The sequence below is a fragment of the Pseudomonas sp. D2002 genome, from assembly GCF_013385735.1.
Lineage (GTDB): Bacteria > Pseudomonadota > Gammaproteobacteria > Pseudomonadales > Pseudomonadaceae > Aquipseudomonas.
The window spans coordinates 641,045-660,686 of sequence record NZ_JACAPL010000002.1 but is presented as its reverse complement, the minus strand read 5'-3'; the positions used below and the strand labels follow the sequence as shown (position 1 = coordinate 660,686).

Genomic DNA, 19,642 nt, shown 5'->3' with positions numbered 1-19,642 from the left:
TCGGCGGTGAGGCGGTTTTGGCTGTCGTATTCGTAGGCTAACGCCCAGTGGCCGTCGTCGACGCTGAGGAGGTTGCCCTGGCGGTCGTAGGTGTATTCAACAACGTTGGAATCGGGAAGGGTTTTTCGTACGAGGCGGCCGGAAGCGTCTCGCTCGTAGCGGGTAATGAGCTGACTACCATCGTCGCCGTGTTCGGTCTTTTCCAGCAGGTTGCCGTTGAGGTCGTAGACGTACGCCGTGCGCTGGCCATCAAAACCGATTTCCTGCTGGATCAGGCCGTTGGGGTGGTAATCAAGTTGGTAGATTTCACCGACCTCGTTTTCGATCTCGGTCAGTAGTAACCGGGTGTTGTCGTAGCGGTAGTTGACCTGGGTGCCATCGGCGTTGAGGCGGCGGCTGATCAGGTGCAGTCCGTCGGCGTATTCGTAGCGGGTGACGTGGCCCAGTTCGTCACGTTCAGAGGTGATTTTTCCGTACGGGTTGTAGCTGTATTCTCGCGCTGCGCCGCCAGGAAGTACGACACGAACCAACCGACCCACACCATCCCACTGATACTGGGTCAGCGCGCCATGCTCATCCTCACGCGCAACCTGTCGCCCAACATCGTCATAGCGATACCGCTTAACCCCGCCATTCGGCAGTTGCTCTTCAAGGAGCTGCCCACGCTCATTCCAGACCAGCCGATGACAGCCGTTATCCGGATACCAAACCCCAACCAACTGCCCATGTTTGTTATAGGTGTAGTCCGTAACGTTGCCGTCAGGATCTGTCTGACGCGTAACGTCGCCCTGTTCATTACGCTCATACTTCCAAACCGCCTCACCCCGCCGCACAACCCGTACGAACCCGTTGTCATGCTCGTAGGATGTCGGCTCATCCTCCCCCGGAAACAACGCCACCAAGCGTCCAGCATCGTCATACTGATACGCCGTCACCGCCCCCAGCGGGTCCTGCTCAACCGTCAGTCGGCCCTTGTCGTCGTAGGATTTGAAGTGCTCGGCGCCATCCGGATCAACCCGCTGCACCAGCCGCGCGCGCTGGTCATGGACATACACTTCCTGACTGCCATCAGCGTTGTGAACCGTAACCTTGCCGTTGTCATCCCAGGCATACCGCGTGTCCATCTGCGAAAAACTGGCCCAGTGCCGAACGCACCGCGCCGCCTTGCCGGAACGTTCCCACTCCCAAAAGAAACTCGCCCCACCGGCCAATTGCCGCTCAAGAATGACGTGCTGATCGTCGTACCGATAAACCTCACTTTCGCCTACGGCATTGGTCGCCGAAACCAGTCGTCCAGCGTCGTCATAGGCGTAGGAAACGACGTTCTGCTCCGTCACCCAGACATACGGCTCACGGCCTTTGGCGCGATGAACCTGATAGTCCACCGCCACAATGCGCCCAAGCTCATAGCGCAAAAACAAAGACCGGCCTACACCGTTATCCAGTCGCTCAATCCGCCCCAAACGATCACGAGAAATCCGCAGACGGTTGTCATACGCGTCACTGATCGCTGTCAGCTGACCATCGCAAAAGTGATAAAAGCGTGATGCCTGAGCCAGTACCAACTCATCGGGCAGGGCACCCAAGTAGATCGCCGCTTCGGCCAGGCTGTTGGTAATCGCAGGCCGGGAAACGCTAGGCAACGGAAACTCAGTAATGCGATTCTCATGATCCGTCCAAACCACCGAATCACCCGAAACTACCAACCGCTGTGCCAGCGAATGGCTCCAACCAAACCCCAACCCACAGTCCACTTCCACCGCACTGGTGCGATACAACCGCGTCCACTCAAACGGCAAAATCCCGTCCAGCGCGCCATCGGTGAGGGTCAGCAATTCTTCCCCGGTAACCATCGACACCGGGCAGCCATTGGTGGCGGTTTTATCCGCAGGGGCCGCCGCATCGCCCTGGGGATTTTTCGCAGCGACAGGCACATCATCGACATGTTCCTGGCGCGCCAACGTCGTCTGCTGGGTCTTCTTACGAACTGCAGGCACCGCATTCGCAACCAGATTTTCCCCAGCCTTCAACGACGCAACCGGCACCGTCTTAATCTGAGTCGCCGCACTACTGGCCAGCAACGGCTTAACCACTTCGGCATGCGGCTCCAACTTGGGCATGACCAAGGTTCTAGCCAGCAACTCCAGCAAACCTCGCGTCCGCCCAGACTTGATATGCCCAATCACCTGAGCACCCAGGCGCACCGCCACACCCATGCCCGCCGTCGCCCAGATCAGCAGCAAGTTAATCAACACCTCGCCAGTGATTTCCCCCATCAACTCATTCATTTCTTGCGGTGGCAGCATGCGCATCCAGCTGACCATCGCCGACACATAAATGAACAACAGCGGCTCATCGCTGAGCACCAGCAGGCCGTTGGCAATCGTGTCGTTGCCGAGCTTCAGCAGTTCATCAAGTTCGGTTTGGGAGAGGTATTGCAGCAACTTTTCGCTGTTGGGCTTGATGTCCGCCAACAGGTCGTACAGCTGCGTTATGTTGTCCCACAGGCTGTACAGCGCTTTGCCCATGCCGCTGAGAAACGCCGCTTCCAGCACCCTGCGGCGGTCCAGCGGGGTCGCGTCCGTATAGTCCTTCCACTGCGCCTGGAACCTGTTGTTCCACTCGTCGCGCAGACGCGCTTCCAGCGCCGCGATCACCGCCTGATAAGACGCATACAGCGCCTTGACGTGATCCTGGGAAACGTTGGGGTAAAAATTGATTCGGTATTGCTGGTTGCGATCACACTCGGTGATTTCGAGAATGCCGCTGGGGCCGATGGTCTTGCGGATCGGCTCGCCCAGTGGGCCGCCGTTGGGGTCGACGCGTTGCAGTATCACCGGCGTGTTGCCGATGGGCACAAACCGTGTGCTCTGGAACATGTGCACCAGGGTCAAGGTGCCGTTGGCCTGGCAGGTGGCGACGGTGCTGCTGGGATAAAGAGAGCGGGTGATGGGCGCGACCAGCGCCACTTCATCACCCACCTTGAACACCTGCTCGACCTCCAGCGCCGAAAAGCTCCAGAAGCTCGAAGCCCATTGGTCAAAGGTGTTCAGGCATTGCCGAAAGTCGCGCAAGACGGTTTCAACATCGACCGTCTTTGCATCCATTGGGGCCAGGGCCAGCCTGCCAATGGCCGGGTTCAAGCGACAGCCCCATCAACAGGGGTTCCAACACAAAAAACCATCTGCAATCCCTCGCACTGTGTGATCAGGCGAAGGACTTTGCAGAGGTTTTCAGGTGATATCTGTAGAGCTTATCCGGGTGTGGCGTGGGATGTTTCAGTAGTCTTCGTCCGCTCCCGCCCAAGCACCAGGCTGCACAGCGCCGGCAGGAATAACAGCGTCAACACCGTGCCCACCAGCACGCCGCCAATCAGCACATAGGCCAACGAAGACCAGAACACCGACAGCGTCAGCGGGATAAACGCCAGCGCCGCCGCCAACGCGGTCAAGATCACCGGCCGTGCGCGGCGCACGGTGGCTTCGATAATCGCCTCGCGAATCGCCATGCCGTGTTCCTGGTTCTGGCGAATCTGGTCGGTGAAGATCAGCGTGTTGCGCATCAGGATCCCGCCAATGCCGATCAAGCCGAGAATCGCGTTGAACCCGAACGGCTGGTTGAACAGCAGCAAGGTCGGCACGGCGCCGATCAAGCCCAGCGGCGCGGTGGCGAAGACCATGAACATCACGCCGAACGAGCGTACCTGGAACATGATCACTGTGAGCGTCAGCAGAATCATGATCGGGAACAGTGCGGCCAGGGCGACGTTGGCCTTGGCGCTTTCTTCCACCGGGCCGCCGATGTCGATCTGGTAACCGGCAGGCAGTTTGGCGATCAGCGGTTGCAGGTCTTTGTACACGGCCATTTCCACGTCGGGCGGTTGTACGCCGTCGATGATGTCGGCGCGCACTTCCACGGTGCTCGCGCGGTTGCGGCGCTTGAGGATCGGCTCTTCCATGACCGCCTGGAAATGCCCGACCTGGGCCAGTGGCACCGAAGTGCCGGCGCTGTTGGTCAGTGTCATGTTGTTGAGGTTGCCGAGGTTTTCGCGCTGGCTGCCCTGGGCGCGGGCGACCACGGACACGGTGCGGTTGCCTTCGCGCACCTCGGTAATCGGGTTGCCGCTGAGCAAGGCATTGAGCTGCGATTTGACCTCGTTCGGGGTGAAACCCAACAGGCGCAGGCGGTCCTGATCCAGCACCAGGCGATAACCGCTGGTGCGCTCACCCCAATCGAGGAAGGCGTCCTTGGTCAGCCGGTTGGCGGCCACCACGCGACGCACCTGCTCGGACAGCCCGCGCAGCACATTCACATTCGGCCCCGACACGCGAAACACCACCGGAAACGGCACAGGCGGCCCGAACAACAGCTGCGTGACCCGCACCCGCGCCGCCGGGAATTCACCGGCCGCAATGCGCTCCCGCATGCGCAGTTTCAATGCGTCGCGGGCCTGCGAGTCCGGGGTTTGCACGATCAGCTTGGCAAACGCCGGGTCGGGCAGTTCGGGGTTCAGCGACAGGAAAAAGCGTGGCGCGCCGCCGCCCACATAGGTGTCGACCATACGGGTCTGCGGCTCCTGCAGCAGGGCTTTTTCCAGTTGCGCCGCCACCGCCTCGGTGCTTTTGAATGCGCTGCCGGGCGGCATATACACCTCAAGAATCAACTCGGAACGGTCGGAGTTGGGGAAGAACTGCTTCTTCACCACGCCCATGCCCAAGCCGCACACCACAAAGGCGGCGATGACCAAACCGGTTACCAGCCAACGCCTGCGCACGCAGGCTTCGACTAAACCACGCAGTTTCTGGTAGTAACGCCCGGCGTAAATGGCATCGTGGCCACCCGGCACCGGCTTGATCTGCGGCAGCAGTTTCACGCCGAGGTAGGGCGTAAACACCACGGCCACCAGCCACGACGAAATCAGCGCAAAGCCAACGATCCAGAAGATATTGCCGGCATATTCCCCGGCGCCCGAGCGCGCAAAACCCACCGGCAGAAAGCCAATGATCGTCACCAGCGTGCCGGTCAGCATCGGCGCGGCGGTGGAACTCCAGGCGAAAGTGGCGGCGTGAATCCGATCAAAGCCTTCCTCGAGTTTCACCACCATCATCTCGATGGCAATGATCGCGTCGTCCACCAGCAAGCCCAGGGAAATAATCAGCGCGCCGAGGGTAATGCGGTCGAATTCACGCCCGGTGAGCAGCATGATCACAAACACCACCGACAAGGTCAGTGGCACTGCTGCGGCCACCACCAAGCCGACGCGAAAGCCCAGCGCCAACAGGCTGATGATCATCACCACGGCCAGGGCGACGAAGAATTTCAGCATGAATTCATTCACCGCCAGGCTGATGTTTTTCGCCTGGTCGGAGACCTTGGCGAAGTTCACCCCCAGCGGCAGGTCGGCCTGGATTCTGGCTTCCTGGGCCTTGAGGCTTTTATCAAGTTCCAGGCCGTTGAAGTGCTTCTCCATGATCACGCCGAGCATCAACGCCGGGTCGCCCTGGTGGCGGATGCGGTAGCTGGGCGGGTCTTCATAGCCGCGGCTGACCGTGGCCACATCGGCAATGCGCAGCACGCGGCCATTGACTTCCAGCGGCACGTTTTCGATCAGCGCCAGGCTATCGAACGCGCCGTCGATGCGGATATAGGCGCGCGCGCCGGCAGTTTCGACGAAGCCCGACGGCGCCACGGCGTTCTGCGCGGCGAGGGCGGCGAAGATCTGGTCCGGCTTGATGCCCAACGTTGCCAGGCGCTCATACGAGAACTCGACGAAGATCCGCTGGGCCTGCTCACCGAGGATGTTGACCTTTTTCACGCCGGGCAGGTTGAGCAAACCCTGGCGCAGCTCTTCGGCCATTTGCACTTGCTGGCGGTGCGGCAAGTGCTCCGCTTCCAGTGCGTAAAGGGCGAAGTAAACGTCGGAATATTCATCGTTGAAGAACGGCCCAATCACGCCTTTGGGCAGTTTCGCGGCTTCATCGCTGAGCTTTTTGCGGGTCTGGTAGAACAGGTCCTGGATTTCACTGGGGCGCGTGGACTCTTTGTAGGTCATGCGCATCGACACAAAACCCGGCTGGGCGATGGTCTCGACGCGGTCGTAATAGTCGAGTTCCTGCAGGCGTTTTTCCAGGCGGTCGGCGACTTGCTCCTGCATTTCCTCGGCGGTGGCGCCGGGCCAGGCGGCGGTAATGGTCATGACCTTGACGGTAAAGGACGGGTCTTCGGCGCGCCCCAGTTTGCCGAACGAGAAGATCCCGGCGGCGAGGATCGCAATGATCAAAAACAGCGTAACGGCGCGGTGTTTCACCGCCAGTTCGGAAAGGTTAATGCCGCGCATGCTCAGTGGTCCTGTTTACGGTTGAGGACCAGGGCTTGGGCGGGCAGCAGGCGCACCGCGTCGCCACTGTGCAGCAGGTGAGCGCCGAGGGCGACGATGGTCTGGCCGGGGGTGAGGCCGCTGTCGATCAGGGCGTCTTCCTGGCCGAGGCTGGCGACCTTGATGGGCGCGAAGCTGACCTTGTCGTCATCACCGATCAGCCACACGCCGGTGCCAAGCCCGGCGTCTTGCAAGGCGCCGATGGGCACGCGGGTTTGCTGGGCCTGGCCGTTGCCTTGCAGGCGCACGGTGATGGTCGAACCGAGGGCGAAGCGGTCGACGGCGCCGTGCAACACGTAGCGCGCACGGTAGGTGCGGGTAGTCGGGTCGGCGCTGGCGGACAGCTCGCGCAGCGTGGCGGTCACGGCCTGGTCCGGCGCGCCGAAGGGGAAGGCCAGGGCTTTTTGCGAGGCTTGGTCGCGCTGGTTTTCCGGCAGGTTGACGATGGCTTCGCGGGCGCCGTCATGGGCCAGGCGCGCGACGATTTGCCCTTCGGCGACGACTTGGCCACGGTCCACGCGCACATCGGTGATGATGCCGTCGCCGTCGGCCTTGAGCACCGAGTAGGTGCGGCGGTTTTCAATCTGGCTGGCATCCGATTGCGCCGCAGCCAGCTCGGCTTCGGCGACGCGCAGGTCTGTCGCCGACTGGTCGAAGATTTGCCGCGACACCGCGCCGGTGTTGGCCAGGCGCTGGTAGCGGTTTTCATCGTCACGGCGCTGGCGCAGTTGCGCCTGGGCGGCGTTTACGCGGTTCCTGGCCGAGCGCAGGGCCAGTTCGAAGTCGCCGATGTCCAGCACTAAAAGGGTGTCGCCGCGGGACACGTGCTGGCCGGGGTCGACCTTGCGTTCGATGACTTTGCCGCTGACCCGGAAGCCCAAGTCGCTTTCGGTGCGGGCCGCCACCACGCCGGTATAGGCGCTCTGCTGGGTGCCGGCCGCTTCTACCTTGGCGGCCAGAACCGGGCGCGGCGGGGGCACTTCGGCGGCGGTGTCGGCCTGGCTGTTGCAGCCGCTGAGGATGATCAACAAGGCCAGGGGCGTGAGAAGACGCGGGGCGAGAGGGTTCATGGCAGGCTCCAGGAGGGTTGACCATTAGGCAAAAAAATTATGGACATAATTTTTTACGCATATTATGGTCGAAATATAAATTAATCCAGCCCCCCGGATATTCCTCATGGCAAACGCCCCGGCCCCGTCGCGAAGCGTGTTGTTTTTACTGGTGGCCCTCACGGCACTGGGTGAAGTGTCGACCCAGTTGATCATCCCTGGCCTCGGCGCCATCGAGCAGGCGCTGGCGGCGCCAGCAGGCTCGGCGTTGATGGCGTTGTCGGCGTTTGTCGCTGCATTCGGCCTTGGGCAGTTGCTGTTCGGGCCACTGTCGGACCGTATTGGCCGCCGCCCGGTGCTGATCGGCGGCCTGGTGTTGTATGTGCTGGCGACCTTGGCGATGTTGCTGGTCAATGACATCGGCCAGTTCATCGCCGCCCGCGTGCTGCAAGGCCTCGGCGCCTGCGCTGCGTTGGTGTTGGCGCGTACTGTGGTGCGCGATGTGTGGAAGGCCGAAGCGGGGCCGGCACTGGCCCTGACCATGATCGGCATGCTCTACGCCATCGTCGTCGCGCCGATGATTGGCGGGCTGCTGATCAAGCTGCTGGGCTGGCATGCGCCGATCGTGCTGGCGTTGATCATTGGCAGTGTGGTGCTGGTGTGGGCGCTGCTGTTCTTTCGCGAGAGTAACCATTACCTCGACCCCAAGGCCGGCCATTGGCGCACCCTTGGCGGGCAGTACCTGGATCTGCTCAAGGGCCGCCAATACCGCGCATACGCCGTGGCCCTGGCGTGCACTTATGGCGCGATGTTCGCGGTAATTGCCGGGTCATCGGCGGTGTTTATTAACCTGCTGGGCTTCAGCAGCCTGGAGTACGGCATCAATTTTGGCGTGATTGTGTCGATGCTGATCGTCGGTTCCACCTACACCCGGCGCAACATCTTGCGCCTGGGGCCGCAGCGGATTGTGGCGATGGGCGTGACGCTGGTGGCTATCGGCGGGATATCGGCGGTGCTGGTGTATGAGCTGTTCGGCCTGTCGGTGCCGGGCGTGGATATTCCGGTGGCGCTGGTCACCCTCGGCGGTGGCCTGGTGTTGCCGGGTTCGGTGACGGGCGGGGTGATGCCCAACGCGCACCGCGCCGGTTTGGCGGCGGGGTTGATGGGGTTTTCGCAGATGTTCGGTGCCACGTGCAGCGGCCTGTTGCTGAGCCATTTACGCGATGGCAGCGCCACGCCGATGATCATCATTCAGGCCAGTTTTGCGGTCACGGCGTTTGTCGCGTTCCACCTGTTGCGCCAACGCCCAGTCAAGGGATTGTCCTATACGTAGGACGATCAGGGCCGCTTTTGCCGGCTAGTACTCCAAGGCTGGCGGACTTATGGTGTAGCCAACCTGGAGGAACACCATGAAAAAAATCATCGGCATCTACACCAGCCCCCGCGCCCATTGGGTCGGCGATGGCTTCCCGGTGCGCACGCTGTTTTCCTACGACGCCATGGGCAAGCACATCAGCCCGTTCCTGTTGCTGGACCACGCCGGTCCCGCCGATTTCACGCCCACCGAACAACGTCGCGGTGTAGGCCAGCACCCGCACCGTGGCTTTGAAACCGTGACCATCGTGTATGACGGCGAAGTCGAGCACCGTGATTCGACCGGCGCCGGTGGCACCATCGGCCCTGGCGATGTGCAATGGATGACGGCCGCTAAAGGCATCATCCATGAAGAGTTTCACTCCCAAGCCTTTGCCCGCAGCGGCGGGGCGCTGGAGATGGTGCAGCTGTGGGTCAACCTGCCGGCCAAGGACAAAATGGCCGACGCCGGTTACCAGACCATTGTCGACGGCGATATCCCAGTGCTGCCGCTGGCCAACGACGCCGGGCAGTTGCGCCTGATTGCCGGTGAATTCGCCGGTGCCCAAGGGCCGGCGCGTACCTTCACGCCGATTGACGTGTGGGACTTGCGCCTGAACGCGGGTAAAGCGCTGACGCTGGACCTGCACGCCGGGCGCAATACCGCGCTGGTGATTCTGCGCGGCACGGTATTGGTCAATGGCGAGGAAGTGGCGCGCCAAGGGCAACTGGCGTTGTTCGAACGCGACGGCGAGCACATCACCCTGGAGGCCAACGACGACGCCAAGGTGCTGCTGCTCAGCGGTGAACCGATTGATGAACCTATCGTCGGCCATGGCCCGTTCGTGATGAACACCGAGCAGGAAATTCATCAGGCGTTTGCTGATTACCAGTCCGGCCGTTTCGGACAAATGCAGGCCTGACTGCCCACCGCAAAACCCTTGTGGGAGCGGGCTTTTGTGGCGAGGGAGCTTGCTCCCGCTGGGGTGCGAAGCGCCCCCAAAAAAGCCGGCTCCAGCTGCGCTGTCGAACGGGAGCAAGCTCCCTCGCCACAGCAAGCCCGCTCCCACATTTTGCTCTGCGCTATACCCGACATCTCCGATTCATGCGATCTTCTGAGCATTCGCCCTGGAGTCGCCTGGATGCCCTCATTTATCGCCGATCACCCGATGTTATGCGCCGTGGCGCTGATCTTTATCGACATCGCCGTGTGGCGCCTTATTTCCGCCAATCTCGCCAACTGGAAACTGGCGGCGCGCCTGGCGATTTTTGCCGTGTACAGCGCCGTGCTGTTCAACGACGGCATGAACCCCATGCAGCTCGCGCCGTACGCCGACGACACCGCCTTGCACCTGGCGGCCACGGCGTTGCAGATCGGTTGGTGGCTGTTCGCTGCGCGCACCCTCACGGTGTTGCTCGGCACGCTGATGATGCAGCGCGTCGGCCACGGCGGGCGGCTGTTACAGGACTTGATGGGCGCGGTGATTTTCCTCATCGCGATCATCGCCGCCATGGCCTACGTGCTCGACCTTCCGGTCAAGGGCGTGCTCGCCACCTCCGGCGCGGTGGCGATCATCGTCGGCCTGGCGTTGCAGAGCACCTTGAGCGACGTGTTTTCCGGGATCGTCCTCAACACCACCAAGCCGTATCAGCTGGATGACTGGATCTCCATCGACGGCACCGAAGGCCGCGTCACCGACATCGACTGGCGTGCCACACGCCTGCAAACCTCCCAGGGCAGCATGGCGGTGATCCCCAATTCCCTGGCGGCCAAGGCCAAGATCATCAACTTTTCGCGCCCGGCGGACATGTTTGGCCTGGCGGTCAGCCTGCAAGTCAGCCCGCATGCGCGCCCGCAAACCGTGATCGAAGCGCTGGAGCGCGCCATGCAAGGTTGCCGGCCGCTGCTGGCCAAGCCTGCGCCGAGCGTGGCGTTCAAGACGTCCGCCAGCGGCGGCGTCGAATATGAAATCAGCGGCTTTGTGCCAGCCATGACCCTCAAGCGTGAAGTGCGCAACCAGCTTTACGACCTGGCGTTCCGGCATTTGCAGGCGGCGGGTGTGGGCCTGTTGTCCGCCACCGAAGGCAACACACCGGCGGCGATGTCCGGCGCGCGGGCGCTGCTGGAGCGTTCGTCGATTTTCTCCACGCTGCGCCAGGAAGAGAAAGACACCTTCAGCCAGAACATGACCCTGCACACCTACCGCCCCGGCGACATGATTCTGCCGGCCGGTGAGGTCAGCGATCATTTGTTTATCGTCGAGTCCGGCGTGGTCTCGGTGATGTTGATCAAGGGTGGCCACAAGTTCGAAGCGGGGCGCATGGGCCCGGGCGAGGTCATTGGCGAGGCGGGCATTCTGTCCGATCAGGCAACGCTGGCGGACTTTTCCGCCAAGACTTTTTGCACGCTGTACCGCATCGAGAAGGAATACTTGAAACCCTGCCTGGATGCGCGGCATGACATCAGCGAGGCGATGAAGGCGCTGCTGGATTTCCGCGTGCACGCGGCGCAGGCAATGACCCAGGAAGTGCCCGTGGTGCCGGTCAAAAAAGGCTTTTTACAGTGGTTGCGCAGTCGCGGGCTTTAAGCCATTCAAGGCGCCATCGCGACGCGGTAGCGGTCATCGAAATCATCCGCCAACTGTCGGTTAGACGCGGTTCCCATCCACCAACTGTTGGAACAGCGGCGTCAGCAAGTTGATCAGCACCTGTGGATCAGCCTTGGCCAGCGCCGACAGTTCCAGCATCTGGCGCATCACTTGGAAGCCTGACACCAGCGCCATCACCAGCGCTGCGCGCTCTTGGTGATGCGCGCCCTGTAGCGTGGCGGCCAGTGTGGACTGGTGACCTGTTTCGATTTGCTCGCGGCCAATCGCCGCCGCGCGCTTGTTCGACGCCGCGTGCAGCATGATCAGGAAACCTTCCAGCGGCGTGCTGCCGGCTTCAGTGATGCTGACCAGTGCGGTGGCGAGCGTGCGGCCGAGGTTTTCCGCGCTGAGGCTGCCTTGCGTCAGGGCCAACGGTCTCGCCAAGGCTTCGGCGACTACTTCGGCAAACAGCTGCTCCTTGGAGGCGAAGTAGCGGTTCACCAGCATGACCGTCACCCCCGCGCCGGCGGCGATTTCACCCAGCCCGGTGCCGTCGTAGCCTGATCGGGCAAACGCCTTGCGCGCAGACAACACAATGGCGTCGCGGGTGACGGCGGCGTCGCGCCGGCGAGGAATGGGGTTGGGCATGGGTGTCCTGACATGGCTGGAAACGGTGGGCGCGAAACCGGTGCGCGCGCACAGGGTACAGGGTCTTTTTGCTGTCGAGGAAGTCCAACAGTGCGGCATTGAACAACGCCGGGTCTTGCAGGAAGGCGAAGTGGCTGGTGTTCGGCAAAATCAGCAGCCCGGCGCCGGGAATGGTCGCGGCGATGTACTCGGTGTGTTCGCGCTTGATCGCTTCGTCATGGTCGCCGTCCACCACCAGGATCGGGGTCTTGATGCTCGCCAGACATGGCGATTCCTTTTTTGCAGTGAGAAAGCGCTGAACTCCAGCATTCGGGTTCGTCTGGAAAATACGCATTTTTGTCTATCAAACTGCGCCCCATGAAAGAAAAAATACAGGTATATCAATGGGATAAAAGCGTCTAAGGGCTCAGGGTGATTTTCTTCAATACCTCGCCCGTTCAGCCCTTTACCGTGATGCCATCTTCGCTTGGCATAACAAAAAGGAACCGCAATGAGCTTGATCATCTCCATGGCCGCCTTCGCCCTGGCCACCTCCATCACACCGGGCCCGGTGAATGTGGTCGCGCTCAGCGCTGGTGCGCGCTTCGGGTTTGCCGCCAGCCAGAAACACGTGTTCGGCGCCGCCGTGGGCTTCACCTTGCTGCTGGTGCTGATCGGCCTGGGCCTGCATGAAGTGCTGGTGCGCTGGCCGATCCTGACTCAGTTGATCCAGTGGGGTGGCGTGGCGTTTTTGCTCTACATGGCCTGGAAACTGGCGGTGGACGATGGCCGCCTTGACGCAGAGGGCACCGCCACCGCGCCGTCGATGCTCTACGGCGCGATCATGCAATGGCTCAACCCCAAGGCCTGGCTGGCTTGCGTGGCGGGCATGGGGTTGTTTGTGGCCGATGGCGACGCCGGCCAAGTGTGGCTGTTCGCAGCGCTGTACCTGGTGATCTGTTACCTGTCGGTGGCGTGCTGGGCGTACGCCGGGACTTTTTTGCGCCGCTACCTGAGCAACCCGCAAGGCGTACGCCTGTTCAACCGCTCAATGGCCGCGTTGCTGGTGGCCAGTGTGGGTTATTTGCTGATGGCTTGAGCAAGTCGCGGTACTGCCCCGGCGTGGCGGCGAAATGCTGTTTGAATGCACGCTGGAAATGCGCCTGGTCGGCAAACCCGGCGGCCAGCGCCACATCGGCGATCAGCTCGCCGTTGCGCAATTGGGTGCGCGCAAACTGGATACGCCGGTTGACCAGAAAGGCATGCGGCGTGAGCCCGTAATACTGCTTGAACGCGCGGATCAGGTAAGACGGCGACAGCTCGGCCGCCAGGCAAATCTCTTCCAGCTTCACCGCCTCGGTGCAGTGCGCGCGGATGTACTCGGCGGCGCGCTCCAGCTTGTGGTTGACCTCGCGCACCGGCGTCAGCGAAGGGTTCAAACGCTGCTGCACTTCAGTGAAATAACTTACCAGCGCGCTTTGCTTTTGCAGCAGCTCGGCGTGCTCATCCAGCAGAATTGCGTACAACTCGATCAAGCCGTTGTACAACACCGTGTCGCGGGTGTGGGGCGTGTTGAAGGGGCGATAACCCTGATCGGTGCTGAAGCCCAATTGGTATTGCAGGTCCGTCAGCCACGGCGTGTCGAGGTAAATCATGTGATACGACCAGGGCTGATCGTAGATAGGGTTGCACGCATGCACGTCGCCGGGGTTCATCAACACCACCGTGCCGGCGCTGATCTCAAAGGTCTGCTCGCCGTAGTGGTAATAACTGCGCCCGGTGGTGATCGCGCCGATGGAAAAATGCTCGTGGGCGTGACGCGTGTAGGTGACCTTGCGCCCATCGGCGATGGTCCGCGCCTCGATGAACGGCAGGCGCGCGTCACGCCAGAAGCGCGGTGCAGTAGCGGCGGTCATGGGCAGGCTCCCTTGCGGCGATCAAATACGCAGGAGAGCAGCCTTATACAAAACCCGCCATTGTTCAAGCCTCAACCCAGTATCAACGCCACATCGCGCAGGTACTCCGCCCAAGGGTCGCGGCCGCTGGCGGCGGCTTGCAGAGTGATCGGCTGCCGGGCTTTGGCACGCCATGCCAGGCCGTCGTGCAGCAGGTGGTGCTCGATAATGATCCTCGTCAGAGCCTTTGAACGTGCTGAATCGAAGGTGCGCGGTACGCGGCGGCTCAGGGCATCCTGGGCGGGAATGTCGGTTGCTGCAGGCAGGTCGCGGTCGAGCCGGCTGATCAGCAGGTCAGTGCTGGGCGCGGTGGCAGCGATCTCGGCAGGTTTGGCGCCGTGTGCATACGCCGGCCAGTCGAAACGCATCCACGGTTGCGGGGTGGCCGCTTTGACGGCGTGCATGAGCTGCGCGTAATCAATGTCGCGCCGAGGCCGGATCAACAGCTGTCGAGGGAAGCATTCATAGAGGTGTTCATCGCTGTAATAAGCGACATACACCAGGATACCCAGCCGACCTACCTCGGCGGGCGTGTCGGCCCGTGAGCTGGCTCGGCTCAAGGTGAAAAACCGCACTTCGCCATATTCCAGGGCTTCGCGCCGTGGCAACGTCAGGTCAGCCAAGCCGCACCGGATGGACTCCGCGTACGCGGCCTGCAACTGCTCAAGCTTCTGATTGAAGGCGTTGGCAAATATGCCGTTGATCTGCCCGAGCAAATAAAAGCGCTTGGCCATTTCCCGGTACTTGATCGCTTTATTTGAGGAATGCCAACGGTTTGAAGTGACGTCCAGGCTCGCGGCCATATGCAGGTCGACGAACGAGTATTTGGGGCCGGTATGCACCCCTTCGAACTGGCCCTCTTCGGAAAAGGGCGAGTGCTCCGGCAGCCACATCAATACCGGGGTTTCGAGCAAATCGTTGTCGGGATAAACCCTGCGCAGATCCTCCAGTGCGGTCTGGCGCAGCGTCACGATGGGCTTGGCAAACGCCTGCAGGGTCGATGTCAGGCGGGTACGTTGACCGTTCAGGGCCGTTAATGCGCGGGTAAATTCGAGTGCGTCATAGCGTGTCTTGGGCGCCAGCACGCCGTTGGCCACCGCCCAGTCCAGGATCGGCCCTTTGGCTTCGCTGCCGGCGAGGTAAGCTTTCCAGCTGTTCTCCGGCGTGAGGTTTGCCAAGGTCATGGTGTGTTCGTAGTTCAACAGGCGCGAACTTCCGGGAACGACTTTTTCCATCCAGGCGACGCGGTGACGCAGCAGAACCCAGGCCTGTGAGCTCAAGTAGGGGGTTATTTCAGGTAGGTCGCGCACCAGCAACTGCGGGCTTTTTTCGCAAAGCACCAGGTGCGCGGCCAGGGCTGCGACCAGTGGGCTAAGCCCTTGCAGGCTGACTTCAATCTGGTAGCGCACAAACGACACCGGCTCGCCCCAGCAGTCGGCATCGTGCCAGTCGAAGTAATTGAGGCGTGTGGGATGGGCTTGCGGCTGGGGATCCAGGCTCAGGATCAGCGCGGCCAGGATCAGCCCGTTGCGGCTGCCGTGCCACTGCAAGGCGGTTGCCAGCGCTTCACCGAGCTGCTGGGCCAAGGGCGATGCCAGCAGGCGCACCATCAAAAAGTCCGCTTCGGCGCGCACATCCGCCACGGACTTACCGGCCAACCCGGCACGCCCGAGGTACTCGAACAGCGGCACTGCCTGGCCGGCCATGAACGTGGCGTTGACCGTCAGGATCGGCTCGCGATGCAGCGCCAGGAGCTTCCACGCCGAGGGCTGAGCATCGTCCAGCGGTTTGAGCGCGCGCCAGAAATAGTGTTGGCCGGGTGGAAACGGCGGGCTGAGCTCCAGGCGCCGCAGTGTCTGGCGAGCCTCTGGCAGCGTGTCGGGCAAGATGACTTTGTACATCTTCAGGGCCTGGCCGAGGCTGATCAGGCCATTGGTGCGCAGATCACCACCGGTCTTGGCCGCCAGTTTCTTGAGGGGGCGCAGCAGTGTGGCCAAATCGGGCTCGTTCATGACGGCATCCGTGAGGAGTTTCCAATTGCCGTCCAGGTCGATTGCGCCAACGCTGCCGGATGCATCCAGCAAAACATGGCTGCTGGGCGCAATGCGTTCGCGCCTGCGAATGGCCAGGAATGCGGGGTCGTCAGTCAGCACACGCAATCTTGCACAGGCTTTGTTTACGACCACCTGGAGGGTGTCCGGGTCGCCGCTGACAAACATCCCAAGGCCGTCTGGCCCCTGTAATACTCCACCGCTGATCAGCTTGGCCAGCGCACTGCAGAGGGTGAAGTGGTCATTTAACAGGCCCACATATTGAATAGCGTAATAAAGCTCAGTAAGGGCGCGCGCAGAGCTGAGCACTACCGGCACCGCCGGCGCGGGCCATTGCCGCAGGCGACTCGCCAGGGCGGTGGTCGCTGGTGCATCCAGCGGAGGGGCGATGGCGTAGGCGTGCAATGCGGCGGCAACGCTGAGGCTATGGTCCGGGTAGATATCAATGTGCAGTTGTTCGCTCAGTGCTACCAGCCTGTGCCAGCGCGCATCCTGCGTGACAGCCACCTGTGGCTCCAGCTCGCCCTTATCGTCACGCCCGGCGACACAGAGCCGTTTTCGTTGATAGTCGAAGTACGTGGCGCCCGATGCGTCTGTTGTCGAACACGGATCGCTTTCAGCGTTAATCGCCTGTAACAGGGCCGCCGCCTCCTTGAGGTGCCTGGCCAGTCGCGAGTCCGACGTTAACTGCAGGCGGCGGCGATAGATATCCAACCCGGAGAGGCTGTCTTGATCCTCAGCCAGAGGGCGCAGAACGTCGGCCAATTGCAGGCAGTCGCGCGCCTGTTCGCGCAATTCGGCGTAGAGACTCGATGTGCTGCGGCCGCTGCTGTCAAACCCGGGGAAGCCCTGCAAGGTACGCAGCTCTTCGACGAGGGTCAGTGCCTGGAGGCGATTGGCGGGCACCGGCAAGCCATGGAAGGCCAGTGTCAGATTCAACGGCAACGTCAGTGCTGTCATGTCTGTTGCCGCGTCAATGTAGGGCCAGCCCAGTGTCATCGGGTCGACCACGTGGCAGATGTAGATGATCGGGTTGGCGAGTGCCCACCAGGCCGACGCATCGGCCAGGTTGAGCACCTTGAGCTGGCCGTGTGCACGAACCCGCAACGTGCTGCCCTGTAGGCGCAGCGTGTTTAGATCAAAGCCCTGCGCGCGCGCCCAGGCGATAAAACCCTTGCCGTTGATGGCCTTGATGAACACCTTGCACCACTGGCCCAGCAGTGAGTGCTCGGCAATCGGCACCGGCCGCGAGGGGAGCGACAATGCCTGGCCCGCTGCGGGGGTAAGCCGGTTGATCAATTGCTCGAGCAACGCCTGGTCACCTGCAACGCGCAGGGCCTGGCGCTCATTCAAGTAAGTGGCCGATGGGTTGTAAGTGACAGGCAGCGCGGTATCGCCGGCCGATGTGTCCGACGTCTGAGCGAGGGCGCGAAAGTCTTCCATGAGGACGGTTCCGGGTTGAGGAAACCCGGATCATCCCACTGCGCCAAAGGGGCTCAGTAGCAGGTGTTTCCGCAATGGCCGTGGCTTGTATCCACCACGGCCCGACGTACAACCCCGACGCTCAAAGTTGCTTGCACAAAAACACCCGGCTACTGCCCGCAGGCGTGCAAGGAATCTCGCCAAACCGCACCCACCCATGCTTCTCGTAAAACCCCGGCGCCTGGAAGCTGATCGTGTACAGCACCGCATTCAGGCAACCCCGGCGCCGCGCCTCGTCTTCGAAAGCCTGCAGCAACTGGCTGCCCAGGCCCGCGCCGCGCAGGGTGTCGGGCAAGTGGAACAGGTCGAGAAAGGCCATGCCCAAAGAGGTTTTGCCGGTGATGCCGCCGAGGATTTGCCCGGTGGCGGGGTCTTTGATCAGCACCGTGAGCGGCCGACGATCATTGGCGCCGGTGACGGCTTCATTGAAGGCGGCAAGGCCACTGCCAAGCAGGTGCTCGGCGTCGGGGTTGGCGTGGTCGCTGATTTCAATCAAGGGTGCGCTCATCCCTGCCTCTCGATAGGTGCTTGTGGGGCGGTAGGCAGCAGCGTTGCTGCGCGCCATACCGCCGGTTGCGTTACGCCTGCGGGCCGGCCTTGGCCTCGAAATCTATGGCTTCGCGGTAAGGATCGCCAAGCGGTTTGTATTGGCCATCGCCGGCGTTTTAGGTGGGTTACCGGATTCGTGTGGCGGGGTCGAATATTTCGGTTTGATTCTCGGGACCATCATCTTTGGAGTTGGGCCTTGGTATGTCGCTGTCGATACGGACTGGTTCAAACTGGTTGTGAAGGTATTCATGCCATGCTGCTTGGCGGTCTTGGTAGGTAAGGCCATCGTCGGCGTTCTGGGTGGGTTGCCAGATTGGGTCGCCAGGGAGGAATAATCCGGCACGATCATCTTTGGGGTGAGGGCTTGGTTCGCCGCTGTCGGTATATTCTAATTTACGCCGAAACAATTCCCCACGCAGATTGGCGAGGAGAGCATCATAGGGTTCGCGGCTGTTGACAGGGGTTGTTCCAAACTGGTTTTGAGGGGATTCACGCAGATCTTTGTCGGGCAGATAGCCATGCGGTGTGCTGCTTACCATCAGGGAGTCATGCTCACTGGACGGGTGTCCCTTCAGGATGTCATACCCACCGGACGGGCGTAACCTCAGGACGTCATTACCGCGCCCATCTTCAGCAGGCGTGGGTGTTGGTTTTTCATTGCCGTTCGTGTGGGCTGCGTGAAAAAAATTTGCCAAAGCTGCAGACATACCGACTGAAACCATGATTTCACCTCTCTGATATTTAAGAAAAAGATCAGCCAACACCTTTGTTGACTGCTCGAAACCCAAGTTATCGAGCAGTGGAAGGGCGTTCAATGAGGTGATTTGGAGAGGATGTTACGGAGCAAAACCTCACTCGCCACGCTCACAATGTGAGCTGCGTGGCTGTAGGCCGAGGCTGAAAACCTCGTTTGACGTTTCACGTCAATCGCCAGAGGTTGGCCCGAGCGACAAGGTTCTTACGTGCTGAAATACAGTAGCCCTTTGAGCGCCGGGCTACCGTCACAAATCCCGACACACAAAGGCGCTGAGCACTTGAATCGGTTAAAGCGCCATCACCATCTCATGCCACGCCATCCCGCCATGATCCGACGGCGAAGGCTGCACATAGGTGTAACCCATGCGCGTGTACAACGGCACGTGCTGCTCCTTGCACATCAAATGAATCGTCTGCTTGCCCAGCGCGCGCATGCGCTGCACAAACTCCGTCATCAACAGCTTGGAATAACCCTTGCCCTGATGCGCCGGGTCGACCACCACCGACATGATCACCACATTCGGCGCCTCGGCCGAATGCCCCACCAACTCCTTGAACGCCTCATCCGACATCACCACCTGATGGGCGCAGCCACAGTTGATAAAGCCCACCACCGCGCCATCCGCCTCCAGAATCAAAAAGCCCTCGGGGTACTGCGCGATGCGTGTGGCGATCTTTTCCAGGGTCGCGGCTTCGTCGCCTTCGTAGGCAGTGATCTCGATTTCAAAGCAGCGCGCGGCGTCGGCGGGGAGGGCGTTACGGAAGGTGAGGGCGGGCATGGGCGTTTCCTGGTGCGATAAACGAAGGGCTACATGATAGGCATCGGTAGAGCGCGCCGCCAGCGGCTTCCATAAGT

13 protein-coding genes and 1 pseudogene are annotated in these 19,642 nt (G+C 61.4%); 4 read left to right on the top strand and 10 right to left on the bottom strand.

The window, feature by feature from the left end:
* The 3 genes from HX783_RS03185 to HX783_RS03175 form a co-directional block, all read right to left on the bottom strand.
* On the bottom strand, window positions 1–3,107 hold a 3,107-nt coding region (locus HX783_RS03185), incomplete at its 3' end, for a DUF6531 domain-containing protein (RefSeq protein WP_177015943.1).
* Window positions 3,108–3,253: 146 nt separating this feature from the next.
* Complete coding sequence (locus HX783_RS03180; protein ID WP_177015942.1) at window positions 3,254–6,337, bottom strand: efflux RND transporter permease subunit; 3,084 nt, start codon at window positions 6,335–6,337, stop codon at window positions 3,254–3,256.
* 2 nt (window positions 6,338–6,339) lie between these two features.
* Window positions 6,340–7,446, bottom strand: coding sequence for an efflux RND transporter periplasmic adaptor subunit (locus HX783_RS03175; RefSeq protein ID WP_177015941.1), 1,107 nt, complete (start codon window positions 7,444–7,446; stop codon window positions 6,340–6,342).
* 106 nt (window positions 7,447–7,552) lie between these two features.
* On the opposite strand from HX783_RS03175, the gene HX783_RS03170 reads away from it, so the two are divergent.
* The 3 genes from HX783_RS03170 to HX783_RS03160 all read left to right on the top strand — a co-directional run bounded on the left by HX783_RS03170 (window position 7,553) and on the right by HX783_RS03160 (window position 11,366).
* On the top strand, window positions 7,553–8,758 hold the full coding sequence (locus HX783_RS03170; RefSeq protein WP_177015940.1) for a multidrug effflux MFS transporter: 1,206 nt from the start codon (window positions 7,553–7,555) through the stop codon (window positions 8,756–8,758).
* A gap of 76 nt (window positions 8,759–8,834) precedes the next feature.
* Complete coding sequence (locus HX783_RS03165; RefSeq protein WP_177015939.1) at window positions 8,835–9,701, top strand: pirin family protein; 867 nt, start codon at window positions 8,835–8,837, stop codon at window positions 9,699–9,701.
* 219 nt (window positions 9,702–9,920) lie between these two features.
* Entirely contained in the window at window positions 9,921–11,366 is a 1,446-nt protein-coding gene (locus tag HX783_RS03160) for a mechanosensitive ion channel family protein (RefSeq protein ID WP_177015938.1), read from the top strand.
* Window positions 11,367–11,426: 60 nt separating this feature from the next.
* Here the strand turns inward: HX783_RS03160 and HX783_RS03155 are convergent, their stop codons facing one another.
* The gene (locus tag HX783_RS03155; protein WP_256347093.1) at window positions 11,427–12,014 is read right to left on the bottom strand and encodes a TetR/AcrR family transcriptional regulator; all 588 of its coding nucleotides are present in this window, start codon (window positions 12,012–12,014) and stop codon (window positions 11,427–11,429) included.
* A 67-nt stretch (window positions 12,015–12,081) separates the two neighbouring features.
* Window positions 12,082–12,276 (bottom strand): annotated as a pseudogene (locus HX783_RS30180) (alpha/beta fold hydrolase); the annotation flags it as partial.
* A gap of 228 nt (window positions 12,277–12,504) precedes the next feature.
* On the opposite strand from HX783_RS30180, the gene HX783_RS03145 reads away from it, so the two are divergent.
* A complete protein-coding gene (locus HX783_RS03145; protein WP_177015936.1) occupies window positions 12,505–13,092 on the top strand; it encodes a LysE family translocator in 588 nt (195 codons plus the stop codon).
* Here the strand turns inward: HX783_RS03145 and HX783_RS03140 are convergent.
* From HX783_RS03140 to HX783_RS03120, 5 genes are all read right to left on the bottom strand, one after another.
* Window positions 13,034–13,909, bottom strand: a complete 876-nt coding sequence (locus tag HX783_RS03140) for an AraC family transcriptional regulator (RefSeq protein ID WP_177015935.1) — start codon at window positions 13,907–13,909, stop codon at window positions 13,034–13,036. The two genes, HX783_RS03145 and HX783_RS03140, sit on opposite strands and share 59 nt — an antisense overlap.
* 71 nt (window positions 13,910–13,980) lie before the next feature.
* Window positions 13,981–17,442, bottom strand: a complete 3,462-nt coding sequence (locus HX783_RS03135; protein WP_177015934.1) for a hypothetical protein — start codon at window positions 17,440–17,442, stop codon at window positions 13,981–13,983.
* Window positions 17,443–17,563: 121 nt separating this feature from the next.
* Window positions 17,564–17,989: an N-acetyltransferase gene (locus tag HX783_RS03130; protein ID WP_177015933.1), complete on the bottom strand. Its 426-nt coding sequence runs from the start codon at window positions 17,987–17,989 to the stop codon at window positions 17,564–17,566.
* A 166-nt stretch (window positions 17,990–18,155) separates the two neighbouring features.
* Complete coding sequence (locus tag HX783_RS03125) at window positions 18,156–18,845, bottom strand: hypothetical protein (RefSeq protein ID WP_177015932.1); 690 nt, start codon at window positions 18,843–18,845, stop codon at window positions 18,156–18,158.
* A gap of 228 nt (window positions 18,846–19,073) precedes the next feature.
* Window positions 19,074–19,565, bottom strand: coding sequence for a GNAT family N-acetyltransferase (locus HX783_RS03120; protein WP_177015931.1), 492 nt, complete (start codon window positions 19,563–19,565; stop codon window positions 19,074–19,076).
* Window positions 19,566–19,642: the final 77 nt, after the last annotated feature.